The 25,104-nt window shown below is 58.8% G+C and carries 18 protein-coding genes and 1 pseudogene; 13 read left to right on the plus strand and 6 right to left on the minus strand.

The window, feature by feature from the left end; genetic code table 11:
* Positions 1–62: 62 nt before the first annotated feature.
* The 4 genes and pseudogenes from NG698_RS19310 to NG698_RS19325 all read left to right on the plus strand — a co-directional run bounded on the left by NG698_RS19310 (position 63) and on the right by NG698_RS19325 (position 3,091).
* Positions 63–842 carry an SDR family NAD(P)-dependent oxidoreductase gene (locus NG698_RS19310; RefSeq protein WP_252611743.1) on the plus strand — a complete coding sequence of 260 codons (780 nt, stop codon included), beginning with the start codon at positions 63–65 and terminating at the stop codon, positions 840–842.
* A 40-nt stretch (positions 843–882) separates the two neighbouring features.
* The gene (locus NG698_RS19315; RefSeq protein WP_252611745.1) at positions 883–1,551 is read left to right on the plus strand and encodes an HAD family hydrolase; all 669 of its coding nucleotides are present in this window, start codon (positions 883–885) and stop codon (positions 1,549–1,551) included.
* 218 nt (positions 1,552–1,769) lie between these two features.
* Positions 1,770–2,276: pseudogene (locus NG698_RS19320) on the plus strand (recombinase family protein).
* A 443-nt stretch (positions 2,277–2,719) separates the two neighbouring features.
* Complete coding sequence (locus NG698_RS19325; RefSeq protein ID WP_252611747.1) at positions 2,720–3,091, plus strand: hypothetical protein; 372 nt, start codon at positions 2,720–2,722, stop codon at positions 3,089–3,091.
* A gap of 690 nt (positions 3,092–3,781) precedes the next feature.
* Here the strand turns inward: NG698_RS19325 and NG698_RS21840 are convergent.
* Both NG698_RS21840 and NG698_RS19335 read right to left on the minus strand, forming a co-directional pair.
* Entirely contained in the window at positions 3,782–5,338 is a 1,557-nt protein-coding gene (locus NG698_RS21840) for a GMC oxidoreductase (protein WP_252611748.1), read from the minus strand.
* A 141-nt stretch (positions 5,339–5,479) separates the two neighbouring features.
* Positions 5,480–6,460, minus strand: coding sequence for a sugar ABC transporter substrate-binding protein (locus NG698_RS19335; RefSeq protein ID WP_252611750.1), 981 nt, complete (start codon positions 6,458–6,460; stop codon positions 5,480–5,482).
* Between the two features lie 218 nt (positions 6,461–6,678).
* Here NG698_RS19335 and NG698_RS19340 point away from each other — a divergent pair, with 218 nt between their 5' ends.
* The 4 genes from NG698_RS19340 (at position 6,679) to NG698_RS19355 (ending at position 11,556) form a co-directional block, all read left to right on the plus strand.
* Positions 6,679–7,779, plus strand: coding sequence for an ABC transporter permease (locus tag NG698_RS19340; RefSeq protein ID WP_252611752.1), 1,101 nt, complete (start codon positions 6,679–6,681; stop codon positions 7,777–7,779).
* Between the two features lie 41 nt (positions 7,780–7,820).
* The gene (locus tag NG698_RS19345; protein ID WP_252611754.1) at positions 7,821–8,597 is read left to right on the plus strand and encodes an ATP-binding cassette domain-containing protein; all 777 of its coding nucleotides are present in this window, start codon (positions 7,821–7,823) and stop codon (positions 8,595–8,597) included.
* Positions 8,598–8,673: 76 nt separating this feature from the next.
* Positions 8,674–9,780: a substrate-binding domain-containing protein gene (locus tag NG698_RS19350; protein WP_252611805.1), complete on the plus strand. Its 1,107-nt coding sequence runs from the start codon at positions 8,674–8,676 to the stop codon at positions 9,778–9,780.
* A gap of 543 nt (positions 9,781–10,323) precedes the next feature.
* The gene (locus NG698_RS19355; RefSeq protein ID WP_252611757.1) at positions 10,324–11,556 is read left to right on the plus strand and encodes a glycosyltransferase; all 1,233 of its coding nucleotides are present in this window, start codon (positions 10,324–10,326) and stop codon (positions 11,554–11,556) included.
* Between the two features lie 15 nt (positions 11,557–11,571).
* Here NG698_RS19355 and NG698_RS19360 read toward each other — a convergent pair whose 3' ends face one another.
* Positions 11,572–12,516, minus strand: coding sequence for a LysR family transcriptional regulator (locus tag NG698_RS19360; protein ID WP_252611759.1), 945 nt, complete (start codon positions 12,514–12,516; stop codon positions 11,572–11,574).
* A gap of 425 nt (positions 12,517–12,941) precedes the next feature.
* Between NG698_RS19360 and NG698_RS19365 the strand changes: the two genes are divergently transcribed.
* Both NG698_RS19365 and NG698_RS19370 read left to right on the plus strand, forming a co-directional pair.
* The gene (locus NG698_RS19365) at positions 12,942–14,210 is read left to right on the plus strand and encodes an MFS transporter (protein WP_252611761.1); all 1,269 of its coding nucleotides are present in this window, start codon (positions 12,942–12,944) and stop codon (positions 14,208–14,210) included.
* Positions 14,203–15,228 (plus strand): Gfo/Idh/MocA family protein, encoded by a 1,026-nt coding sequence (locus tag NG698_RS19370; protein ID WP_252611763.1) that lies wholly within the window; start codon positions 14,203–14,205, stop codon positions 15,226–15,228. The genes NG698_RS19365 and NG698_RS19370 overlap by 8 nt, the downstream gene beginning before the upstream one ends.
* Positions 15,229–15,948: 720 nt before the next feature.
* On the opposite strand, the gene NG698_RS19375 is transcribed toward NG698_RS19370, so the two are convergent.
* The 3 genes from NG698_RS19375 to hisD form a co-directional block, all read right to left on the minus strand.
* Positions 15,949–16,914: an alpha/beta hydrolase gene (locus NG698_RS19375; protein WP_252611765.1), complete on the minus strand. Its 966-nt coding sequence runs from the start codon at positions 16,912–16,914 to the stop codon at positions 15,949–15,951.
* Between the two features lie 138 nt (positions 16,915–17,052).
* Positions 17,053–18,507: an aspartate ammonia-lyase gene (locus tag NG698_RS19380; protein WP_252611767.1), complete on the minus strand. Its 1,455-nt coding sequence runs from the start codon at positions 18,505–18,507 to the stop codon at positions 17,053–17,055.
* Positions 18,504–19,799 (minus strand): histidinol dehydrogenase, encoded by a 1,296-nt coding sequence (gene hisD / locus NG698_RS19385; RefSeq protein WP_252611769.1) that lies wholly within the window; start codon positions 19,797–19,799, stop codon positions 18,504–18,506. The genes NG698_RS19380 and hisD overlap by 4 nt, the downstream gene beginning before the upstream one ends.
* 372 nt (positions 19,800–20,171) lie before the next feature.
* On the opposite strand from hisD, the gene NG698_RS19390 reads away from it, so the two are divergent.
* The 3 genes from NG698_RS19390 to NG698_RS19400 all read left to right on the plus strand — a co-directional run bounded on the left by NG698_RS19390 (position 20,172) and on the right by NG698_RS19400 (position 25,034).
* Positions 20,172–21,962: a thiamine pyrophosphate-binding protein gene (locus NG698_RS19390; RefSeq protein WP_252611771.1), complete on the plus strand. Its 1,791-nt coding sequence runs from the start codon at positions 20,172–20,174 to the stop codon at positions 21,960–21,962.
* A 213-nt stretch (positions 21,963–22,175) separates the two neighbouring features.
* Positions 22,176–22,835, plus strand: a complete 660-nt coding sequence (locus NG698_RS19395) for a ThuA domain-containing protein (RefSeq protein ID WP_252611773.1) — start codon at positions 22,176–22,178, stop codon at positions 22,833–22,835.
* Between the two features lie 684 nt (positions 22,836–23,519).
* The gene (locus NG698_RS19400) at positions 23,520–25,034 is read left to right on the plus strand and encodes an APC family permease (protein ID WP_252611775.1); all 1,515 of its coding nucleotides are present in this window, start codon (positions 23,520–23,522) and stop codon (positions 25,032–25,034) included.
* Positions 25,035–25,104 lie beyond the last annotated feature (70 nt).

Consider the following 25,104-nt stretch of genomic DNA (forward strand, 5'->3'; position numbering starts at 1 on the left):
CGGCGGACGCGGCTCCGCCATGGCATCGCGTCACCTCACAACAACAAAGGCAGGAGAACCTAATGAAGGGTCTGGACGGCAAGAAGGTCTTAATTACGGGCGCAGCACAAGGCATCGGACATGCAGTCGCCAAACGGTTTCTCGAGGAGGGGGCCAGCGTCACTATTACCGACATCGCTGCCGACGCCGCGTTGAATGAAGCGGTCGAAAAGCTGGGGGGCGGCGACCGTGTCCATTATCTGCGACTCAACGTTGCCGATGAGGAAGAGGTAGCGGCGGCATTCGCCCAGGCGCGCGCCCTGATGGGCGGATTGGATGTCCTCGTTAACAACGCGGGCATCAATTGGCACAGTCCAAGCCACCTGCTTAGTACCGATGACTTCGACGCGGTGCTCGCCGTCAACTTGCGGGGCGTTTTCTTATGCAGTCGTGAAGCCGTAAAGATCTTCTTGGACCAGGGGTCAGGCGTGATTGTAAACAACTCTTCGAACCACGAAATGGTACCGAAGCCCGAATACTTGGCCTATTCCGTAAGTAAGGGCGGGCTGGGGAACCTAACTCGCACACTGGCACTTGAGTACGCCGATCGCGGCATCCGAATCAATTCGGTGGCTCCAGGGGCAACTCGCACCCCACTAAATGCGGCTTGGGTCGAGAGCGCCGATAAACGGGCACAAGTCGAGAGTCACATCCCGCTTGGCCGATCCGCTTCCAGCGAAGAGGTTGCGGGCGCATTCACATTTCTCGCGAGTGACGATGCCGCCTATATTACGGGACAAACCCTCTACGTCGACGGCGGCCTGACACTCTACAACGACTTCCGCACGAACTGGTCCTCCTAGGGTGGGGCTTGCGGAGACAATGGGGCCCCATTGCGAACGGATGACCCGCACGCCGGACGTACTCATTTTTGACATGTTTGGTGTGATCGCCGATAACCAAAGCCAGGCAAGCAGGTCCAGACTTGTGGTGACAGCTTCGGTGCCGGAGGCTGATTTCTGGGCGGCCTACTGGGCACTTCGCCCTCCCTATGATCGCGGGGATGTCACGGGATTGCATTATTGGACGTCGGTTGCTGAGCGACTGAACACGACTTTCAACATTGTTCAAAAACATGATCTCATCGCCCACGACGTTGCGAGCTGGGCGATGGTGGATGATCGGATGATTGAGCTCCTCGAAGAGCTTTCAGCGACCACGCGGCTGGCTATTTTGTCTAACATTCCGTACGAGATCGCTAACCACTACATAGCACGCCATAGGTGGCTGGACTTGTTCGAGGTCCGGGCCTTCTCACACCACATGGGCTTCGCGAAACCTGACCCTGATGCCTACAAATGGTGCCTCAACGAGCTAGGCATTGAACCCAGGCAGGCGCTATTCGTCGACGATCGGGCCGAGAATATCCGTGCAGCCGCAAAAATTGGGCTCCAGGGCCATCTCTTCAGATCACCGGAAGCTCTCATCCACTGCCTGAGCTCTGGACCCAATCAAATCCTGCCCCTCTCAAAGCTCGCGCACCGGCCGCAAATCAATGGGAGACTCGTGTAGGGTGCCGGCAGCCGCACCTTCTTCCGGGACGCCCACCCCGGCTGTGTATGTTGGATCGGTACGACTCGGCGGCATGCATTGATGATGTCCCAGACGGCTGACGGTCGCTCAGCCGTGGCGACCCCCTGGGTCCCGGAAAGGACTTTAGTTGCGAATGAATCCATCGTCATTGTGTAGGTTGCTGCAATCGAGAACAGTGCAGATCGTCATCGTCTGATTTGCGATCTGCTGAGGCGGGGAGACTTCGTGTCACAGACAAGGCCTCCGGCAGAGACACCGCCAGACCACAGCTCAAGGAACTGCTCCGGTTCGCCCGCGACGGGGACACCGTGGTCTTGCACAGCATGGACCGGCTCGCCCGCAACCTGGACGACCTGCGCGCCCTCGTCCAGGGCTGACGCGCAAAAGGCGTGCGGGTGGAGTTCATCAAAGAGAGCCTGCTCTTCACCGGCGAGGACTCCCCCATGGCCAACCTCATGCTCGCCGTCATGAGAGCCTTCGCCGAATTCGAACGCACACTCATCAGGGAACGCCAAAGAGAAGGCATCGCCCTGGCCAAGCAGCGCGGCGCCTACAAAGGACGGAAAAAGACCCTCACCCCAGACCGGGCCGCCGACCTGGTCCAGCGCGCCGGCAGCAGTGTTCCGAAAGCTCTCCTTGCCCGTGAATATGGAATCAGCAGGGTGACCGTCTACCAGTACCTGCGCCACGCCAAACTGGAGTGAACCGCTCCCCTATCGGCACGGCCGTCACGGCCATCACGGCCGTGGCCGAAGCGGCGTTAGCTTGACGGAAGGCTCGTTAACGGCGTTCAGGTAGGACGAGTTCAAACAGATGAGAGAACCCGTCCACAGGCGTTTTTTGTGTTTTCGCGGGTCTGTTAGCTTGTCTTTGGGATGGCACATGCGAAGGGGTGTTGCGGCGGCTTGTGCGTAGCACCTTTGACTGGAGGAGTGCCCGCAGGCCAGGTGACGCAACCAGAATCATCAGCGAATAAATAGGAAAAGGACCACTTCGGTCAAGGAATCCCCGCGCGGTACGGCAATGGGCCGACGATGAACGGAAACCCTCCACGGAGGTGATGACTCGGCTGCGGCACTCCTATCATGTCGCGGCGCTACTGGCCGAGAGTGACTCCAAGGTTGTGGTCCAGGCATGGTTCCAAGGCATGAACCCGCAGCTGGTTGACGTGCCACCTGCCAGGCTGCGCGAAGGCCAAATCGACGAAGCTGCACAGCGGTGGCTCTACGAATCAACTGCGGTCGACGGTGGCACCTTCACGTCCCGGCACGGCGATGAGCTTCAGTTGTGGGCAATCTTTGAGCGGCCCGGGGATCCCGCGATCAGTCCGAAGCTTGACCGCACCCAATGGAGTTGTATTGGAATTACCCATCTCAGCTACCTGACGACACTGCCGCAAGCGGTTGGGCCCTACGCATTCGGTATTCGCGAAGGGCAAGTGTCTGGGGTGGGGCACCGCAACGCTCGGCGTCATGTAACGCTTGGGGCTGGAGCCTGCGGAGCCTATATTGCCGCGTAGTCGGCTCGGAGCGGCGGGGGGCGGATTTCACGAGGCCCATGTTCGTGCGAACGCTCAGCCTCCGCCTTGGCTGGGAACGATCAGCGAGTATCACCAGCCTGCTTCTAGCGATGCCGTGGAGCGTCTGTTCTTACTCCACTTCGATTGCCCAGGCTGCTCTGTGGAGGAAGTTCGCCAACCTTCCCCGGAGGTGCGACAGCTTGGCTGACCCCGCGCAGCTGCGAAGCGCTTCTGTTGGCGCTTTAGGTAGGGCGCTGCGGCTCTCGGGGTTCATATTGGAGATAAGGGCAAAAGCCATGGGAAAAGATTCCATGAATCCTCTTGTCGTTGGTGCAGGAAAGTCAGGCCGCAATGTGCTCCCCACCTTCGGGGCGTGGCACGCCAGCGGATGCAAGGTTTTCAGCCCGGTCTGGACAGCCTTCCGCTACCTCCAATGAACACCGATCCCGGCGCGTGAACCACCAGTACGACCTAGGGGTCCTTGTAGGCGTTAGGGCAGCTGTCAGCGCTTCGCGGACGCTCAATTCTCAGGCAGACAACGCGGCAACAGCTGAGGGACTTTAGCCGTAGGTGGGCCGGGTGAGCCCTCCTAACAGCTCCACACCCGGCCGACCGATCAGGGCGCCGGCGCTAGGCACGCCAAGTTTTGGTCCGGGGGACTTAGACGCCGCGTAAGCGCACAAAGTTCTATTAGCTGTGAGCAATTATCGGAGCGACCCGCAACGCATTTGCAGCGATGGTCAACGCGGGATTCAAGGCTGCAGACGACGGGAAGAACGAACCGTCAATGATCCAGAGATTTTCGAGGTCGTGGCTCCTGCAGTTCTCATTCAGGACGCTGGTGGCCGGATCTGAGCCTGCCACGGCGGTACCGCACATGTGGGAGTTTGTCGCGATGCCCATTCGTTCGGTCAGAATGATGGGATATCCGGCCTTCCTCACCGCCCTTGAAATCCGGCGGACAAGCTCCTCATGGGGTGCAATGTTGTTCGGCTTCCAATCTATTATGATCTTCCCATCCTCGACCCGTATACGGTTGTTGGGGTCGGGGAGGTCCTCGGTGGTCAGATATATGTCCAGGCTTCTGTCGGTCACCATTTTCAATGCCCAGAGCGGCGCCCAGGACCTGGCAGCCTTGACCATTGGGGCCTGAAGCTTTCCCAGCATTTGAAGGTTGCCCAGCGGGTAGGGGTTGCTCTTCCCCGCAACATACCAATCGTTCAATCCGAGCGTTTTTTGCCATGCAGTCGGGTTGCGGCGGATCGGATTGACACCCATAAAGAATGTGCTGTTATGCACCATGTAGTTTCGCCCCAGCAGGCCGGAGGAGTTGCCGAGTCCGTTCGGATGCTGTTCGTTAGCGGAGTTCAGGAGCAGGACGGCTGAGTTTACGGCGCCGGCTGACACGACGAATTGCTTGGCATTAATTCGGAGCTTCCGACTGCCGAGTGTTGCTTCAGCAGCCACGACGGTGCCACCGTCGGGGCTGGTGATCAGCTTGGTGATCTTGGCGTTGATGAGCAGGCTGACGTTCTCTGACTGCAAGGCCGGACGGAGGGCCCGGTTTTCTGCCTCACTCTTCACGCCCGATTCCGATGGTGCCCCGTCGGAAATAGTGTCCGCCCGACGCTCCTCCATGGAGTTGAGATTCATGCCGTTGGACATGTGAAAGGGATGCAGGCCCTGTTGGCGCAGTTTGGAGGCGAAGCGTTCAATCGTCGGCTCGTGCTCCAGGGCCGGAGACGGATATTCCGTTGAGTGGTGGGGTTCTGTCGGGTCTTCACCCAGTCTTCCGTGCACCTGAAAGAGCTCTTCGGCCTTCGCGTAAAAAGGCTCAATGGTGTCGTAGTCGAACGGCCATGCCTGAGAGCTTCCATCATGGTGGGCAGTCTCTTCGAAGTCTTCACGCCGGAAGCGGGGAAGGCAGGCCCCATAGAACTTTGTGTTGCCGCCGACCCAGTAGTAGACACCGGGTCGGAAAGGCTTCCCTGTGCTGCCGTCGTACCAGTCTTCTGCATTGCTGTATCGCTTATCCAGGTACATGGCTTCCGGCTGGGAGTTCTCCGGTTCGCGGGGCAAAAAGTCGCCGCGCTCGACGACCAGGACCTGGCGACCTGAATTCCGGAGTGCCCAACTGAGTGTTCCACCGCCCATCCCCGAACCGATGATAAGAATATCCGTTTCGATGGTTGAGCCTTGGGCCTCGAGGACTGATCCGGGGCGTAAAGCGGTTGAAATTTCTGGCACTTCTACTTCTCCTTATTCGGGTGCTTTTTGAAAGCGTTTGTGCAATAGGAGCTCTGAAACCCCCGAAGCTAGGTTGGACGGCGACTCCGCCGTCCAACCTAGCCAGCGTTGTGTCACATCTAGACCGACTCGATCAGCTACTCAGAGTCCGAAGACGGGCTCCATGGTGGCTACGTTCTCCTTGGTGACGAGTGGCAGCGGCGTGAACATCTCGGGCTTCACCTTGCTCTTATCCCCACGGAGCCACTCGTATGCGGCTTTTAGTACTTCACGGCCCTGTTCGGCCGGGTCCTGGCTGACGGTGCCGAAGACTCTGCCGTCTGTAATGGGTTCCTTGAGTTCCGTCGGGTAGTCTCCGAGGATCCATTTGATCTCTGAGCGGCCATTTGCGTGGGCCCAGGTGATGGCGCCCATGGCTTCGGGTCCCTGGACTACGACAGCATCAAGTTCGCCCTTAGGATGCTTGTTAGCCCAGTCCTGGGTAAGAGCGACGGTCTTCTCCGCCTGCCAGCCATCTGACTGCTCTTCGACAATCTTGATGTTCGGATGCGATGCGAGAACTTCCTTCAGTCCCTCCGTGCGGAGGATCTGAGCGGATGTTCCGAGGGCGCCCATGACCAAACCCACGTTGCCTTCCTCGCCAATCGCCTGAAGAAGCATTTGGCCTTGCTTGCGGCCGTAGTCCTTGTCGTCGGCCCCAACAAACCCCTTTATAGGGATGCTTTTCTCGAGACCGAGATTCACCGTGAACACAGGAATTCCCGCCCGGTCTGCCGCTTTAACAGCCGGTCCGATACCTTCTGGATCTCCCGGGTAGACGATGATGGCGTCTTTGCCCGCCGTGACGAATTCTTGGACGGTCGAGATCTGCTTGTTGAGATCGCCTCCGCCGTTCCGGACGTCGAGGTCGACGCCCATCTCGTCGGCCTGTTTCTTGACTTCGTCGACCATGACCGCCACGAAGGGGTCCAAACCGATGTCATAGGCCATAAAACCGATCTTGGGCTTTTCTGTGCCGGACGTCGTCGTCCCAGCTGGTCCCGCCTGACTGCATGCCGAGACACCCAGACAAGCCAGCGCGACGGCAATAATCGCCGCTAAGAGTTTGATGGTTCTTTTCATTGTTCGCTCTCCCTAGACCTTCGTTCCGCGCTTGCGCCGACCACCCGGCGATTGGAAACGTTCGGTAAATGCATTTACAAGACTGGGCCGGGGTACAGGTCCCTGTCAAGGGTCTCGGCCTAATGCTTTTCCTTGGGATACCCATAGGTTTACCCCTATTGACAGTCTGGAGATGTGACGGGCATCATCGATGCATCGGTAATACGATTTACTTTGTTTTGGCCGAAACTGGTCAGAACTGCCGCCGATCCCCGCATCTCGCCGGGCTCGTGAGCGTACACATTTTCGACCGAGGACAGCAGGAGAACGAAATGCCTCAAGCAACTACACGCGGTTCAGCCGCCGAACTGTCGGCTGCGACGACGCGTCCGACGCTAGGGGCTTGGCTCGCCTCGGACAGCGCATTCAAGTACACAATGGTTGCCGTCCTGGTTCTGGGCGTCATTGTGATGAGCATCGTCTCCCCGGAGTTCCGCAGGCCCGAAAATCTGATCAACATCCTGCAGCAGAACGCCATCATTGGGGTGGTCGCCTGTGGGATGACACTGATGATCATCGCTGGCGGATTTGACCTTTCAGTCGGCGCCGTCGCCGCGGCCTCAGGTGTTTTGGCCGGCGCCCTGTCGATCGAATATGGACTACCTCTGGCGATCATCGCCGGCCTGGTCGTGGGACTTGGAACCGGCCTGATCAACGGTTTCCTGGTGGCAAAAATGGGCATTAACCCGTTCGTTGCCACCTTGGGTATGCAGGCGATCGTCCAAGGGGTCCTGTTCATACAGACCGAGGCGAAGCCTGTTTTTGGGCTGCCTGACACGTGGAGCGATTTCGGCTTCTACCGAGTTGGATTTGTCCCGTCGACAGTTATCGTGTTTATCGTGGCCGCCGTTGCGTGCTGGGCCCTCCTACGCTTCACCCTGATTGGGAAGTTGATGTACGCGGTTGGTTCAAACCGTGAGGGAACGAGGCGCTCGGGAGTTGCCGTGGACCGCGTCGTCATTACGGCCTTCGCCATCGGCGGCGTTCTTGCCGCAGCAGGTGGCCTGATGCTGGTCACGCAGTCCAACACCGGTCAGCCGTCAGCAGGGGCAACCTGGGCGCTGCTTGCAATTGCCGCAGTAGTCGTTGGTGGAACGCCCCTTACCGGGGGTGCTGGCGGAATCGGGCAGACGATCGTTGGAACTCTTTTGCTGGGCGTGATGTCTAACGCCCTGAACATCATGAGCGTTTCTCCCTACTGGCAGCCCGCGGCTACCGGCCTGCTGATCTTGCTGGCCGTCAGCGTAGAGCGCTACCGGCACATGAAACGATCCCGCTAAAATCCGGCGTCACGCTAATCACGAAAGAACGGTATACCCCAATGAACGTCGCAACTGCACCCCTTCTTAGGGTCACGGACCTCGAAAAGCACTATGGCGGAGTGATAGCTCTGTCCGAACTGGATCTTCAGCTCATGCCCGGCGAGCACGCTGCCGTTGTCGGTGACAATGGCGCAGGGAAATCGACGTTTGTTCGAATGATCTCTGGGGCAGAGCGACCCGACGGAGGCTCAATAATGTTCGACGGCGCCGAGTGCAACTTCAGGTCTCCGCTGGAAGCCCGTGGAGTAGGAATCGAAACCGTATATCAGGATCTGTCCCTGGCCGACGACTTGGATGTCATTGACAACCTCTTCATGGGCCGTGAATTGTTCCACCTGAAGCTAGGAGGACTTTCGATCCTCAACCGCAAGGCAATGCGCAAGCGTGCCCATGAATTGCTGGACGAGGTAGGCGTGAGGATCCCGAGTTTGTCTGGACGCATCCGCGGCATGTCGGGCGGCCAGCGCCAGGGCGTTGCCATTGCGCGAGCTTCGGGCTGGGGGTCCAAGCTGATCATCCTTGATGAACCCACTGCCGCCCTCGGCGTCAGGGAGACAGGCCAAGTCGAAGACATTATTCGAGGACTCAAGCAGGCAGGAACGGGCGTCGTTCTCGTCAGCCATAACCTCCGTCAGGTCTTTGATCTCATGGATACGATTTACGTCTTCCGCCGGGGCAAACTGGTTGGACGCCGAGACGTCGCGACTACGACGCCCCAGGAGATCGTCGCCATGATTACCGGCGTCGGCGGGGCCGAAGCCGGCGAGTTTGTATAATGGTTCGTCTGCCACCCCGTCACGGATCGTTGACTTGCGCTGCGGACAATAGCTAGGAGGACACCGATTGGTGACCATGAAAGACGTGGCCGTGGCGGCCGGGGTTTCCGCGGCGAGCGTTTCCAACGCCTATCACCGGCCGGACAAACTCTCAACCGACCAGCGCACAAGGATCCTCAGCGTAGCCCAGGACCTGGGTTACTCCGGTCCGCACCCGGGTGCCAGTAGCTTACGGTCGGGTAGTGTCGGCTCGCTTGGTCTGCTCATCACCGACTCGTTGTCCTATGCGTTCGAGGACCCGGCCACCGTGCTGCTTCTCCGCGGTATCGCGCAGGTCAGCCAAATGGCGAACGTGTCTTTGGCATTGCTGCCGTCGGGCAGCGAAGCGGTCCCCCGCAGGGCTAACGGCCACAGGGGGGCGCCCGTAGTTGAGGACGTATGGCCCGCTGTCCAGCGCAGCGTCGTAGATGGATTCCTCATCTACAGCCTGCCCGATGACCACTCGGCTGTAACGAGCGTCCTCAACCGTGGCCTGCCTTGTGTCATTATCGACTCTCCCAGGATTGAAGGTATTCCCTTCGTTGGTATAGATGACAAAGACGCCGCGCAGAAGGCCGCCGAGCATTTGCTGGAACTTGGCCATCGGCGGATAGGTATTCTGGTCGACAGGCTCCGGCCGGACGGATCTCGTGGGTTCGCCTCCCAAAGCCGCATCCGAAATGCTGAGGATGGGGTTGCCAGAGCACGGCTGGACGGCTACTATTCTGCGTTCCGCCGCGTGGGGTTGATTCCGTCGGAGGTACCAGTCGTCGAAGCCGGTGGCTTCCTGTTTGATGAAGGCCGAAAAGCTGCTGAGAGGCTCCTTGACCGTCACGATCTGACTGCGGTACTTGCAACCACAGACGTCCTCGCCCTGTCGGCCCTGAAAGTATTGAGGACCATGAGGAAGACAGTTCCCGATGACGTGTCGGTAATTGGATTCGATGATCTCCCCGAGTCGGCGGCCGCCGGACTTACTACCGTCGGCCAGCCCCTGGTGGACAAAGGCAGGCGCGCGGCTGAAGCCATCATTCAAAGCGTCGCCGGGGAAACAGTAGGGAGCATCTTACTTCCCACCACCTTGCACGTCCGGGCATCTACAGGTCCCGTAACGACGAAAATAGCTCCAGCGGCTACTGGATAAGGGGAAGTCCCTGACGTTTAGTCCCGGGCCCTTGCTCGAGGATGTCCTCCGACGATAAAGGGCTCAATTCCTTTAGATCCCACAAGAATCTCTTATGGCTTGGGAGCAAGCCTAAAGACAAGCTGATAGTATTTTCTCACCGGCGAGGGGTAGCAGGCATTCAGCGGAGGCCGCGTATCCCTCGACAGCTTCAGACTCTTAGGCAGTTAAGCATGGCCGCCGGGAAGCCGTCGGCCCCAATGAAAGTGGGAAGACAATGTGGCACTTCAAAGGGGAAGAGCTGCCGCCGACGAGCGTGGCCCGCGTGAGCTGCTTAGTGCTCGCGGCCTTCGCTTCAGTCGCCGGAATGGACATTATTGCCAGCGGGAGGGCCCAACCGGATACCATCTGGCTTTTCCTGCTGGCCGGCATTTGTCTCTGGATCTCAAGCGTCCTTCAGCCGGATAAGACAAGTTAGCCCGGCCCGCAAGAGGCACCGGAACGTCCCTCGATTCGTGCGCGCTTGCATCCATCGATCGGCGCAATATCACCAAGGAGTTAAGTTTGGATCCGCTTGCCGAAGACGAGCCCTTGACCATACTGATTGCTGCGGACACCTACCCGCCAGACATCAACGGGGCAGCAGTCTCGACGCATCGACTCGCCATGGGTATGAAAGCGCGGGGCCACATTGTGCACGTGATCGCTGCGCGCAGTTCCAGTGGACCCACCGTGACCGCGCGGGAGGACGGGATCACGGTCCACCGTCTCAGATCCCATGCAGCTCCAACGCACCCTACTCTGCGGATATGCGTCCCTTGGCAGATTAGGCGCGACGTTCGCAAAATTTTCGGGACAGTTGCCCCCAACGTGGCCCACGTGCAATGCCACTACATGGTCGGTGGAGCAGTCGTCAAAGAAGCAGTTAGGAACGGCACCCGCCTTATTGCGACTAATCACTTCATGCCAGAGAATATGAATCCATTTCTTCCATTCCCGAAGTGGTTCCTCAAGATTGTGGCCCGCAATTCCTGGCGGGATATGGACAAGGTACTTGGTAAGGCAGACGTCATTACGACGCCGACTTCCAAGTCAGCTGAGACGATGTACAGGCATGGGTTCTCGCGCACTGTTGTACCTGTCTCCAATGGCATCGCAGCAGAACGCTACGAACGAGCCTCCGGCGAGCAGCTCGAAAACCCGGACCATCCGATTATCTTGTTTGTAGGGCGTCTGGCTGAGGAAAAGAACGTTGACGAACTCCTTGACGCCTTCGCTCAGCTGCCCGACGAACTGGATGCGCGGCTTGAAATTGTGGGAGTTGGAGAGCTTAGGCCTGCTCTGGAGCTACAGGCGGGCCGTCTTGGAATCAGCGACAGGGTGACATTCCTCGGTTTCGTAGACGAGGAGGAACTTCGACTTGCCTACCTTCGGTCTACGCTGTTCGCCATGCCAGGTACCGCTGACCTGCAGTCGTTGGTGTCGCTCGAGGCTATGTCGGCATCCAAGCCCTTGGTCTTGGCGAATGCCCTCGCTTTGCCCCATCTGGTGCGCGAAGGCGTGAACGGTTTCCTTTTCACACCCGGTGACAGGCGAGAATTCGCACGGAAGATCGAGTACATCCTCCGGCTGCCCGTGGAAGGCCGAGAGGCCATGGGATTAGCAAGTCGTGCCATGGTCGAGGGGCATAGCTTCTCCAGCTCAATGTTCACCCTTGAGGCGATCTACCGCAGCCATCGACGCGATGAAGCTGCGCTTCCCCATGCCCCGATGCCGGCGGCCGCGTCAACAAAGTGACGTGTGTGAGGATGATCAGCCCTTTGAGCGCTCCACGGGCTGCCACGTCCCATTGCCCGACTGAGCCATGCTCAATAGCGTCATTCTGGCCAGCTTTGCCAGTTCACCCGTTGCGGCTGAAAGAGTATGCCCCTCCTTCTTGACGAGCGCAATCGTGTCATAAAGCGGTGGGTCAAACGGCACGACGCCTAGATCCTTGGGAAAAGTTGGGCTGGCAGCAACCGCACGGCAAGTGAAAGTGTCACCAATGCCGTCGGACACCAGTGCAAGAGCGGACTCCACCTGCTCTACCTCGATTTGAGGCGTCAACGTCAAGCCGGCGGTCTCTGCTCGTTCAGTGACCTGCCGCCGTGTGGGGTCGCGCTGGGCGTAATGCGCATCGTAGAGAATAAGCGGACGCTGAGCGAAGGACTCGATTGTTGTTGGGCCTGCCTGCAGGACTTCTTTGTCATTAGTGACGTGGACAATCTCGTCCCGCACCAGAGGAATCGCCTTGAGGCCATTGAGGACCACCGGCAGCACAATAAGGCCGGCCTCAAGGTCTCCGGCGAGGACGGCTTCGGCCGTTTCCGCTGAGTTTAGTCCGACTAGCCTGATCTTGACCTTCGGGTGCTTTGCATGAAACTCCTTGGCAAGATTCGACAACAGGTAATAGTCGGCGTTTCGCAGCAGCCCGAATGTAGCAGTTCCGCCCTCAAGGGTGGTCAACGACTTTACGGCCTGGGCGCCGCCCTCGGCCGCAACCACCGATTGCTCCGCGAACGGGAGCAGTTCATCACCAGCCGCCGTCAGAAGCAGTCTGCGAGCCCCGCGCATAAACAGGGAAGCGCCCAGTTCGGCCTCGAGCCGCCGTACAAGATCGGAGATCGCAGGCTGGGAGATGTCCAGTTCGCGCGCTGCCGCGCTGAATGAACCGTGGCGAACAGCGGCCAGAAACGCCTGGAGCTGCGTAAGTGTCATAAGCCCATCCTATGCCAAGTAGCGCAAACCGACACGCAACCCTAGACCATTGATGTGAACAAACTCCGTTCTGAGGTATTTCCTCATGAATTGAATTGGACGTTCGAGAATATTCAGCTGAATGGACAAGTAGATGTCACGTATAAGCCTAGCTTTCGCGAAACCCAAGGAAACGTGATATTTCGGGCTTAACGGGTTTGCGCAAATGAAGCAATCACGTGAAAATTGCCGTGGCGCTTCATCGCATGACTTGCCGTGAGCCCCCGGCCGGGGACGAAAGCGAAGCGAACCCCCGCCAGCCTTGCCAGGACTCCCGATCTGCCTGACGAATGGATCCGCAGTCGGTTTGGCTTTGTTGCGCCCAGCAACGTACCTCAGCGCCCCAAGTGGCCGTTAAGACTTCTCTCGAGCCAAAAGGAACATTAATGCTTCTCAGCCACCCACACGTGAGTCCTCGTCTGTGGCGCAATGCCCTGTTTGTGGTATTCGCCCTGACAGGGGCAGGGCAAGCAGCATGGATTACGCGCACACCATCCATCAGGGCTGCCCTGGATCTTACGGTCGGTGAGATGGGCTGGATCATCTTCGGCATTTCGGTGGGATCAGTTGCTGGCCTTCTGGTGGCGAGTCGTGTGGTCGCCAGATGGGGCGGACGGACAGGAATGCTAGCTGGTGCCATTTGCATCGGTGCGGGTCTTATCGCAGCTGGTGCCGGAACTGAGCTCGCATTAGGCTGGCTCGCCTTCATAGGGCTGTCGATTACGGGTGCCGGGTTTGGGTTGCTCGAAGTGGCACTGAACGTTGAAGGGGCCGCACTGGAACGCCATGTTGGCAGAACATGCCTGCCTGCCATCCATGCCGCATTCAGCATTGGCACGTTAGTAGGCTCCGGGCTGGGAGCGGGCGCAGTGTTTGCGGGCACGCCTGTTCTGCTTCACCTGGGTATGACCGGGGCGCTGGTAATTGCCGGTACTGCTGCAGCGGTGAGATTGGTGGCGGCAGGTACGGGAGTCGAGCCTCGCTCGCCCAAAGCCACCGGCTCCGCTAGCGGCCGGGTTAAAGTTTGGCGCGAGCCTCGAACCATGATCTTGGGCGTCGTTGTCATGGGGATGGCATTCGCGGAAGGCGCGGGCAACGACTGGATCCCGTTGGCTTTGGTCGACGGCTATGGAATAAGCGAGTTCCATGCCTCGCTTGGCTTTGCCGTTTACGCTGGCTTGATGACTTTGGTCCGTATGCTGGGCGCCCGTTTAGTTGCCAGATTTGGGCGACGTCAGACTCTGCAGGGATTGGGCTTGTTTGCTGCGGCGGGTCTCCTGCTGGTCATCTTTGGATCCACACCGGCCCTGGCGATGGTCGGAGTAGGACTTTGGGGCGCTGGTGTTGCGTTGGGATTCCCTTTGGGCCTCTCAGCGGCCGGAGATGATCCGAATGGTACAGCTGCCCGCGTCAGTGCGGTGGCGACGGCCGGGTATATCGCTTTCCTGGTCGGGCCGCCCGTGCTCGGACTTCTGGGGGACCACAACGGCATTCGTTCTGCACTGCTCATCGTCCTTGCCGGCGTTGCCGTAGCCATCGGCTTCTCCCAATCGACACGTCCCATCAGCTCCGCTCCAGCTCCGGCAGGGCCCAACCAGGACACGCTGACGCCTGAGCGAACCGCTCTTAGGCAGGGAGACAACGCAAATGACTGAAGAGCAGCACAACATGATCAAGTGGGGACTGATTGGGGCCAGTGACATTGCAGCCACCCGCATGATTCCGGCGATGAGGTCCTCAGGCGCGGCCGTCCACGCGGTGATGAGTGGCTCCAGCAGCCACGCAGCAGACTACGCACGAGCTAACACCGTCCCCGCACACACGACGGACCTCCGCCAGTTGCTGGAGTTGGACATAGATGCCGTCTACATTTCCTCGACTAACGAAAAACACTACCCCCAGGCCAGGATGGCTCTTCTGGCCGACAAACACGTCCTGTGCGAAAAGCCCATGGCGCTGACAGCTGACGAGGCGGGCGCAATGGTGAGACTTGCCGACGAACGCGGGCTGGTTCTTGCCATAAACCACCATCTGCCGCAGAGTGCACTGCACCGCAAAATTCGGGAAGTCGTTGCTGCGGGCACAATTGGAAAGATACTGGCGGCCCAGATTTCCAACGCTGGTCTGCTTCATCCGCGACTGCGCGGCTGGCGTCTGTCAGAACCAGGAACAGGTCGGGGAGTCATTCTGGACCTTACCTGCCACGATGCTTCCGTGCTCAACCCCCTCCTGGGCATCCCCACGGCGGTGACTGCCGTGGCCGCCAACCAGGCGGAATGGAACCGCGAGGGTGGCGTCGACACTGCAATGACCCTCATTGAGTATGAGAATAAAAACGGGGACCGAGTTCTTGCTCAAACCATCGATTCATTTGCCATGCCGCACGCGAAAACCTCATTGTACCTCTACGGGACCAACGGTTCTCTGCAGGTGACCGACGCCATGACCCAAGACTCGTCCGGAGCGATCACTCTGACCAACGCAGAGGGGAACACTGCTTTTCCTGTCGACTCAAACGAGGACCCTTACGTCGTGATTCTTGAAAAGTTCGCCGAGGCCGTTCGTGGGGTCGGCCGGCCAGCGGTTTCCGGTGAAGAAGGTCTGATGGCGCTCAGAGTGGCGCTGGCTGCCGAAGAGTCCGCGTCCAGCGGCGCCGTCGTTAGACTCCGCTAGCCGAAGCAGCTAGAAGTGCTTTGATCTGATCCACAGAGGATCTTGGTTCATCGGTCGGAAACACTGTGAGCCAGCAACAGCAAATCACGTGACACCTGGGCTTTCGCCCTCACCCGGTCGGCATTGTCCTTCCTGTGTTTTGCACCGCGAACTCCGCCGCGTGCATGGTCCTTGCGTCTGCCACCTGACTGAATCACGTTCGGTATTTGACTCTGCGCTGGGCTGTCCTCGAAGGGATCATGGAAAATTATGGAGTGCGAGACAGATTCTCTCTCGACCTCCTGCTGTTTCGCTCCCCCTCCGGGGCATTCAGGAACTGACCGTGCCGTTGCGGTGACAGCTTCGTTCAAGACTTCTCCTTCTATCGCGTCTGGTGCGGCTGCTGTGGCTGCTGTGGCTGGCCACTCAGCCGCGGTAAAATGGGACCGGCGCGGGATTCGCCAGGCGCTCGTATGTATGTGGGAACGTGGCGGCATGTTCGGGGAGCGCCTTACTGCCCCAGGGCCCCCGTGGCCGCCACAATGGGTGAGTCAGGAAGGTGCCGCGGTCGCGGTCGCCCATTGCTCGGATCAGTAAGAGCGCTTTTGTCAGGAGTTCGCGAGGAATTTCCCTGTTGTTCCGGTGCTAATCGTCCTCTGCGCTGCTGCAGGATCCCCTGGTGCCGCGGCGGCTTCGATCGGCTGTTAGGACGGATGTGCGCCCGGCCGGATGACAGTCTGGCTACGTCCACAAGGCCTGCCTGATGGCAGCGTTTCTGTCCCTGTGAGCTTGAACCGTCAAACGTGCATCAGGGTTGTATACGTCCCACGCATGGTACGCGGCAGGATAGACGTGAAGCTCAGTCTGTACCCCTGCTTGCATCAGTCTGGAGGCAAAGTCGATGTCCTCGTCTCTGAAGGTATCGAGCTCACCGACCTGTATCAGCGTTGGAGGCAGACATGAGAGGTCAGTCATCCGGCCGGGCGCGACATAGGGGCTAACTTCGTCCGTCCCATATAAGGCCCCGAGAAGGCATTGCCAAGCAAACCGATTATTCTCGCGGCTCCAGCTCGGGATTCCGGCGAACTCCCGCGACGAAACTGTGATTTCGCGGTCGTCAAGCATTGGGTACATCAAGTGCTGAAAACGGATCTCTGGGCCTTGACGGTCGCGTGCGAGCAGCGCCACTCCTGCCGCGATGCCGCCACCGGCACTGGCGCCGGCAACAGCGACTTTGTTGGGATCAATTTTCAGAAGGGAGGCGTGATCTACCGCCCACTGGAGGCCAGCGAACGCATCCTCCACCGGGGCTGTTGGGCCGTTTTCCGGAGCGAGCCGGTACTCAATGGAGAGCACCACGGCTTGGGTTTCCTGGGCCAGCGTCTCACAGTAGTTGTCATCGCCCTGAACGCTGCCCACGATCATTCCGCCGCCGTGAATCCAATAGATTGCCGGACTGGGTCCGGACAGCCCCACTGGGGCGTATCGCCGCAGTAGGAGCGAGGCGGAGCCACCCTGTCGGATAACCAGGTGGTCCTCGCGACGGATGTCCTCCATGGAAGCCACTGTTTTGGAACGCTCGAGCAGAAGTTGAGAGTATTCAAGCCGAAACGCCCGAAGCTGGTCGGAGGATGTCGGCGCCCGGACTGTCTCCATGTCCGTCAGCCCTGGCAATAGCTGCTGGTCCACGCGATCGAGGAAGCCCATGTGTTTTCTCCTGTTTTGATACGGTTCGTAGCCAGGGCTCGATGACTTCAGTTTGTCGCGGCTAAAGCACCGAGGCCCGCCGTGTGACCGGCACTTCATTGGAACGAGGCAGCGAACAGCCGCATCGCGCAATGAGGGTCAACGATTCGGCCGGGCAAGGATGAGCTCGTCGAACGCCTCCGGCGTCAGTAGCCCAAGTTCCAGCACCAGCGTCTTCACGCTGGCACCTGTTCGTTGTGCTTCGTTTGCTATATCCGTCGCAGCTACGTACCCGATCTGCGGGACGAGTGCGGTGACGATGGAGATGCTGCCATCGACATACCCAGCGAGAGTTTCTGTGTTGGCTGTAATTCCATCTATGCAGTAGTCGGCCAACAGATCCATCGCCCGACTCAGATGGGCCATGGATCTAAAGATGGAGTACGCGATTATTGGTTCGAAGGCATTGAGCTGCAGCTGCCCGCTTTCCGCCGCGAGCGTGACCGTGAGGTCCGAACCGATTACTTCAAACGCAATTTGATTCACGAATTCTGGCATGACGGGGTTGACTTTTCCCGGCATGATGCTGGATCCGGCCTGGCGCGGCGGGAGATTGATTTCACCAAGACCCGATCGTGGTCCCGAGGACAGCAACCGAAGGTCATTGCAGATCTTCGAGAGCTTGACCGCCAGACGCTTTAGCGTCGCCGAGAACAAAGTGAACGTTCCGACATCCTGCGTGGATTCGATGAGGTGGTCTGAGGTCCGCATTGGCCGGCCGGTAAGTTCGCGTAAGTGATGTCCCACTGAGCTTGCAAAGCCGGAAGGTGCCGTAATCCCGGTGCCGATGGCTGTTGCACCGAGATTCACTTCATGAAGATGGGCCGCTGCTTCCAGGAGGCGGTCCCGATCACGGCGCAACGTGACGCCGTAGGTCTCGAATTCCTGTCCCAGTGTCATGGGAACTGCGTCCTGCAGCTGGGTGCGGCCCATCTTCACAATGTCGCCGAACTCCGCGGCTTTTCGATCACACGATGTTGTGAGGCGGTCCAGCGATGCAATAAGAACATCAGTGCTCGTTATCATGGCGATCTTCAAAGCAGTCGGGTAGACGTCGTTTGTTGATTGGCTCTTGTTCACCTGCTCGTTTGGATGGACGACCGCGTACGTGCCTTTGTCCAGACCGAGCCGTTCCAGTGCCAAGTTGGCGATGACCTCATTGACGTTCATGTTGGTTGATGTCCCGGCACCTCCTTGAATCATTTCGACGGGAAACTGTTCGAGGTGGCGACCGTCGCGAAGCTGTTCACATGCCCATTCAATGGCACTTCCCACGCCCGGCGGGAGCAAGCCATATTCTTGGTTAGCGCGGGCACAGGCTTGCTTGACCAGGGCCAATGCGGCAACCAGGGCCGGGAACGCCTCAAGCCTGTCTGCGCCGAGGCTGAAGTTCTCCACGGCTCGTTGCGTATGGATGCCCCAGTACGCGTCGAGCGGGACATGGGCTGAGCCCAGGAGATCGGTTTCGATACGGGTCGTTGGCTGTGACGCCGCCGCGGAGGACCCTACGGCGGCGTCACCAACGTGTGCTATCGCGGGTTCGGCAGACGTCATGCCCATGCGGGCGTGGAGTTGTCGAGCCGGGCGGCCCTCAGGTCACCTGAGCGGGCGTGGCCTTCAAAGTTTTCTGCGCGGGCGGCGCGACCGCATAGTTCGCCCAGCCGCGCGCTAGCCTCGAGGGTCGTTACTTCCTGGTACGTAAGGGTCTTGAGGTATTTCCCAACCCACAAGCCTCCCGTGTAGCGGGCGGCACCCAGCGTCGGCAAGACATGGTTCGTCCCGATCACCTTATCGCCGTATGAAACACAGGTGTTTTCGCCCAGGAACAAGGCGCCATAGTTCGTCATGGCGACAAGAGCGTCGCGTGGAGAACTTGTGAGAATTTGAACGTGCTCGCTGGCGAAGTCGTCCGCAATTTCGAAGGCCTCTGACAGGGAATCGGCAAGGATGACCTCACCGTGGTTCCGCCAGGCGGGGTCCGCAATCGCTGCTGTCGGAAGGTTCTTCAGCAGTTCAGCCACGTGCTTGATGGTCTTCCCCCCGACTTCAGCTGACGTTGTCACGAGGATGGCAGGCGAGTCGGGACCGTGTTCGGCCTGGCTGAGGAGATCAACGGCAACAAGGAACGGATCAGCCGTCTCGTCAGCAACAATGAGTACTTCGGTCGGTCCTGCGAACAGGTCAATCCCAACAGCGCCGAAGAGTTGACGCTTTGCCTCGGCGACGTAAGCATTGCCCGGGCCCGCCAGCATATCCACTCCTCGAATTGTTTCGGTTCCGACCGCCATGGCGGCAATAGCCTGCACTCCGCCCAGCAGATAGATCTCATCCGCGCCTGCCATGTGCATGGCGGCCACCGTTGCATCCGGAATCTGTCCTTGGGAGGGTGGCGTGCAAGCAACAACCCTTTCCACACCAGCCACCTTGGCAGTAACAATGGTCATGTGGGCTGAAGCCAGAAGAGGGTAGCGACCGCCCGGAACGTATGCTCCGACCGCTTTAATTGGGACATTCTTTTGGCCCAGAATGATGCCTGGCTGAACTTCTGCTTCGAAGTCCCGAAGCGACTCCTTTTGAAGCTGGGCGAAGCGGCGCACGTTTTCCTGGACTTCCCGAATGTCCTCCAACGTCTGCGCGGGTACACGGGAGATCGCTTCTTCGATTTGCCCCGCTGTCAGCCGGAAGCTCTCGGGGCCCCACTTGTCAAACTTTTCGGAGTACTCGCGCACTGCTGCGTCTCCTCGCGTCCGGACGTCCGCGATCACGCCTTCTACGACCCCACGGACGTCGGGGGTGGCACTGTCTGTGTCGGTCGGTGCGGCTGCAGATTTCAGATGACGGGCCATGGGGCTCTCCTACAGGATTGATGATCAATGGCAACGCCGTAGAGCCGACGTTTTTTTACACCGTAGATTAGGTCGTTTGTATAGCACAACGGACCTAAGTGTTAGAGATGCCAAAAGCAAACCTTATGGACTTAAGGCATAAACTAAAGCTATGGGAATTGAAGGAATGCCTTTGGTTGTGCTATGCCAGAACTCCCCCTAATGTGGAAGCAATCAAACGCTGTGGCGAGGCGCACATACCGGAAGCACTTCGCTCCTGGCTAAGGGATCGGCACGGCCCGACAGGCACCGCTACATCGCCAACTGTGTTCAACCCTTAGAAGACGGACCAAAATCAATGAATGGGTTGTCTCGAACAACTACGGAGGAAGCATGACTAAGCTGACAGGCGGCCAAATCGTCGCCCAGGCTCTTAAGTCCTACGGCGTCGAATATGTTGCCGGAATTCCAGGACACGGTATTTGGTCTCTGACCGACGCCTTCCTGGACGAGGACTCAAAGATACCTTTCATCTACACGTTCCATGAACAGAGCGCAGTGCACATCGCCGATGGGTACTACCGGGTAACAGGCAAGCCCATGGCTGCTGTAACTTCCATCGGAGCCGGCGCCAGCAACACCGTCATAGGCATGGCAACGGCCTACACCGACTCCACAAATGTTCTTGTAATCACCGGAGGCCCGCCCACACACATGCGAGGTCACGGCCTGCTTCAGGAACTGGAGCGGTTCACCGCAAATAGCTTCCCCAAGGTTGCCGAGGCCGTCTCCAAGCGTCACTGGACTGTCAGCAGGGTCGAGGAACTGCCGTTCATTATGCAGCGGCTGTTTAGTTCGATGCTTACGGGCCGTCCCGGTCCGGTGCACGTGGAAATTCCCATGGACGTCCAGGCCGAGCGCGCCGACGTCGAGATTCACGATCTCGCAAAGCGCCTGCCGGTGGGACAGGCATTCCCGGATCCGTCAGCCACTACCGCAGCAGGCGAGTTGATCAAGTACGCCCAGAGGCCTGTGATTGTCGTCGGCGGTGGAACGATTACGGCAAATGCCACGGATGAAGTCCTTACACTGGCCGAGAAGTGGAACATTCCCGTCGTGACGACGTGGAATGGCAAGAGTGCCTTCCCTGAAGACCACGACCTTTTCGCAGGAAGCGTCGGCCAGACCGGAACCATCCCCGGCAACGCCATGGCCTCCACTTCTGACCTTGTTATCGCCATCGGTTGTCGGTTTACTGACTGGTCTGCGTCGAGCTACGCACAGGGCGTCAGCTTCTCCATCCCACCGGGGAAACTGATCCACATTGACATTGACCCCCAGGAGATCGGCAAGAACTATCCTGCCGAGGTGGGGATCGTTGCCGACGCACGCCACGCTGTTGCAGCCATCAATACGGAGCTGGACTCCGAAGCAACTCCTGAGCGAGCAGAATACTTGGCCGAGCTGGCCGAGAAGAAGGCTGAATGGGAAACGAAGCTGGCTACGCGCCGCGACTCGGATCGGTTCCCCTTCACATTCCAACGTCCACTGGGGGCATTGCGTAAGGTTCTGCCGCGGAACGGCATTGTTGTTGTTGGGTCGGGCAACGCTCAGGGTGCGGTGAAGCAGACATTTCCCGTCTATGAACCGCGAACCCACCTGACCTCCGGCGGTTTCTCGTCGATGGGGTGGGCAGTACCGGCGGCCATCGGTGCCAAACTCGGGGCACCCGACCGGCCTGTGGTGTGCATCGTCGGCGATGGTGACTTCCTCATGACTTCCCAGGAAATTGGATTGTGCGTGACCAATAACATTCCGGTTGTTTTCCTAGTCCAGGACAACTCAGGGTTCATGTCGATCCGAGGTGGCCAACGAAAGCAGACGGACCGCCACATCGGTGTTGAGTTCAACCTGCCTGACGGCACACCGTACTCCCCCGACTACAAGGCTTTGGGCGAGGCATTTGGTCTTAAGTCCTACCGTGTCAACGCCCCTGATGAGCTGGAGGACATCCTCCGCGAGGCCATCGAATCCAACCAACCGGCACTCGTGGAAATTCCAACGGACCGCGACGCCGCTGGCCCCTGGGTCCCGGGGTGGTGGGACTTCCCGGTTCCCGCCTACATCGAGGATGAACGCCAGGACGAATACCGCGAATTCCGTGACAGGGAGCAGCACCTCTAATCTAGGCCCCCTAGGCCGGCGTGCGGTTTCACTTCGCGGTCCCGGGGCGAATCCGCACCAGCGGTTCCGCCCCGGGTTATACGTCGGGTGCGCCGAATGGGAGCCCTGCCGGGCTCCAGACTGGCACCGGAAAAACTAGCCTGGATAGTTGGCGTCGCCTGGAAATGGCCGCGTACAGATTCCGTAAGATCTGGAAAGAACAAGGAGAGCTCCATGACGAAGGTACTTTATTTATACGGCGGCTGGCCGGGCCACACGCCCTACGTCATCGCCGAGTGGGCGCGTGGTTTGTTCAACGAGCTGAACTTTGAGGTTGAGGAAACGCAGGACATCTTCCGTCTCGATGGTGACTTGACGGGCTATGACCTCATCATTATCGGTTGGAACAACGCATTGACCACCGAGGATTTGAGCGACGCCCAGGAGAATCGTCTCTTGGAAGCCGTGCAGGCTGGGACCGGATTCGCTGCCTGGCACGGAGCAGCAGCAGCCTTCCGCGCCAGCCTGAAGTACCACTTTCTGCTGGGAGGGGACTTCATCGAACATCCGGCGGGCGAAGCGTACCCACAGCCTTACGAAGTGACCATCACGGATCCATCTCATGAAGTCACCAAGAGCGTCGGCGACTTCAAAGTGGCCTCCGAGCAGTACTACATGCACGTGGACCCGAACAACCACGTCTTGGCTGAAACTATCTTCTCCGGCGAGCATCTCCCCTGGATCGAAGGGCATAAAAGCCCCGTGGCCTGGGTGCGCAATTGGGGTGCGGGGAGAGTCTTCTTCCATTCCATTGGACACAGCCCGCAGGACCTGGACGAGCCCAACGTGCGCTTGCTGACAAAGCAAGGGCTTGAATGGGCCGCACGCAAGTAGCTGATGTTACAGATAAGCCATACTCCGGCTGCGACGCGCACAACCAAAACACTGTGTCGCAGCCGGAAACGGCGTCACCGCGTCATGACAGACGGGGTGTACCGCAACCGACTAGCCCAGCTCAGATGTGAGCGGAAGAGCAAACATGCAAGTTTCAACAACAGCTGAAGCCTCGTCAAATCGTGAAAGGCGCCACACAGATTGGCATGAGCTCACCCCGGGGACGCGCATAGAGATTGGCGGGGAGGACGCCACAACAGATCGTGGAGTCGTGGACTGCGTTGCTGAGGACGGTACCGTCGTCTGGGTATGGCTTGAACGGGCGGGCCAAAGAACGCTCTTCCATTACCTCGACGGAGTCACACTTCGCCACGCATGAGCGCTTGCCAGTGTGCAATCCTTCCACGCCTGGACCCAAACTGTAGGAGCTCACCTGCTGGGCAGGCCTCGAACGAGTATCAATACGTTTGGGCTAACGACATAAGACCTGACGTTGCTTTCCATGCCACAGGTGAAAATATCATCACTCAACCGCCTCTTACCTAGACGGTGACCTAGCCTTCCGCCGCAAGTCTGGCGGCAACAAAAGGCGAGCGTTTGATTCGCGAATCACGTTCACGTCACTCCAGGCATCAAACGACGATCACAAGGCGCCGGCCTACTTTCTATTCAAGGAACCTACTAATGTCACATCCAGAATCACTGAGGCATCGAGACGATGATCATCTGCGAGCACTAGGATACGAGCCCAAGTTTGAACGCAAGATCAACCTCATTGCCAACTTTGCCTTAGGCTTTTTGTACCTCTCACCCATGGTCGGCGTCGTTGCGCTCTTCGCGTTGGGAATGACCAAGGCGGGTCCACTCTCGGTTTTCTGGATCCTTATCGTGGGTGCCGGTATGCTCCTCGTCGCGCTGGTCTTTGGTGAAATCGTGTCTCAGTTTCCCCTCGCGGGCGGACTATACCAATGGACAAGAAGGCTGTGGAATGGCCGCACTGCGTGGTGGATGTCGTGGGTTTATATTGGCGGTACCACGGTTGGAATCACGACCACCGCGCTGTTCAGTTCTGGCTTCGTCGCCAGTCTCCTTTTTGGGACACCGGACGAGCCCTCTGTCACGGCCAACCCCATCCAGACTTTGTTAATCACGCTCGGGGTAATCGGCATCGGACTCTTTTTTAATCTCCGCGGCTCCAAGTCCTTGGCCCGGATCAGCCAAATTGGACTCGCAGGGGAGCTTATCGGCATTATCGGCGTCGGCCTTTACCTCATTATTTTTCAGCGGAAGAACGACATCTCGGTGTTCTTTAGTGGAATGGGCGCGGACGGCGGCGGGTCCTTCCTGGCATTGTTCCTAGGTGCGTCCCTGGTGGGCCTCTACATGTTCTATGGCTTCGAGGCCTGCGGCGAGGTAGCGGAAGAAACCCCTAATCCCGGACGGAGCATTCCGCGTGCGATGGTAATGACAGTCATCATCGGTGGCGCAGCGGCGGTCTTCTCATTTGTGGGCTATGTGCTCGCTGCACCGAACCTCGCTGAGATCGTCTCGGGTGAGGACGCCAACCCCGTCCCCAGCATTCTGCAGAGTTCGCTCGGTACCGTCGGCATGAAGATCTTCCTCGTAGTCATTCTGATCTCCTTCCTTGCCGGCGTCATGGGGCAGCAGACAGCCTCGTCTCGGCTCGTATTCTCTTTTGCCAGGGACGGGATGTTCCCAGGCAGCCACGCCATCGCTAAGACCGGCAAGAATTCGCATGTTCCTGTCAACGCCCTCTTGGTAATCAACATTCTGCCAGTTCTGATCACGACCTACGTCTTTTTCTCCCCGGATTCTCTGTTCAGGATCGCTGCTTTCCAGATGGTCGCCGGGTATTGTGCGTTCGCTGTAGTCGTAACGGCCGCGCTACGCGCACGCTTGAAGGGCTGGCGGCCTGCTGGCCCCTTTAGCCTCGGGAGATGGGGCCTCACGATTAACATCGCGGCGCTGTGCTACTTGGTATTTGGCATGGTCGTTCTTACCAAACCTGATTTGAGCCTTGAAGCGCCCTGGTATGACCAGTGGATCGCATTGATCGGATTCCTCGTGGTGGCCCTATCGGGTCTGGCATATCTCCTGGTCGCAAAACCAGATCGAGCTTCAACGGCGCCGCAGGGAGACGCTATCCACGTGGCTGAAAAGATCCGCCAATTCTCATAGGTTCTGAGCGGACGTGCGGTGCCTGCGTCCGACACCACATGCCAGGCCAGGCATCGCTTCACTATGAGTC

It is taken from the genome of Pseudarthrobacter raffinosi, assembly GCF_023913735.1.
Classification (GTDB): Bacteria; Actinomycetota; Actinomycetes; order Actinomycetales; family Micrococcaceae; genus Arthrobacter; species Arthrobacter raffinosi.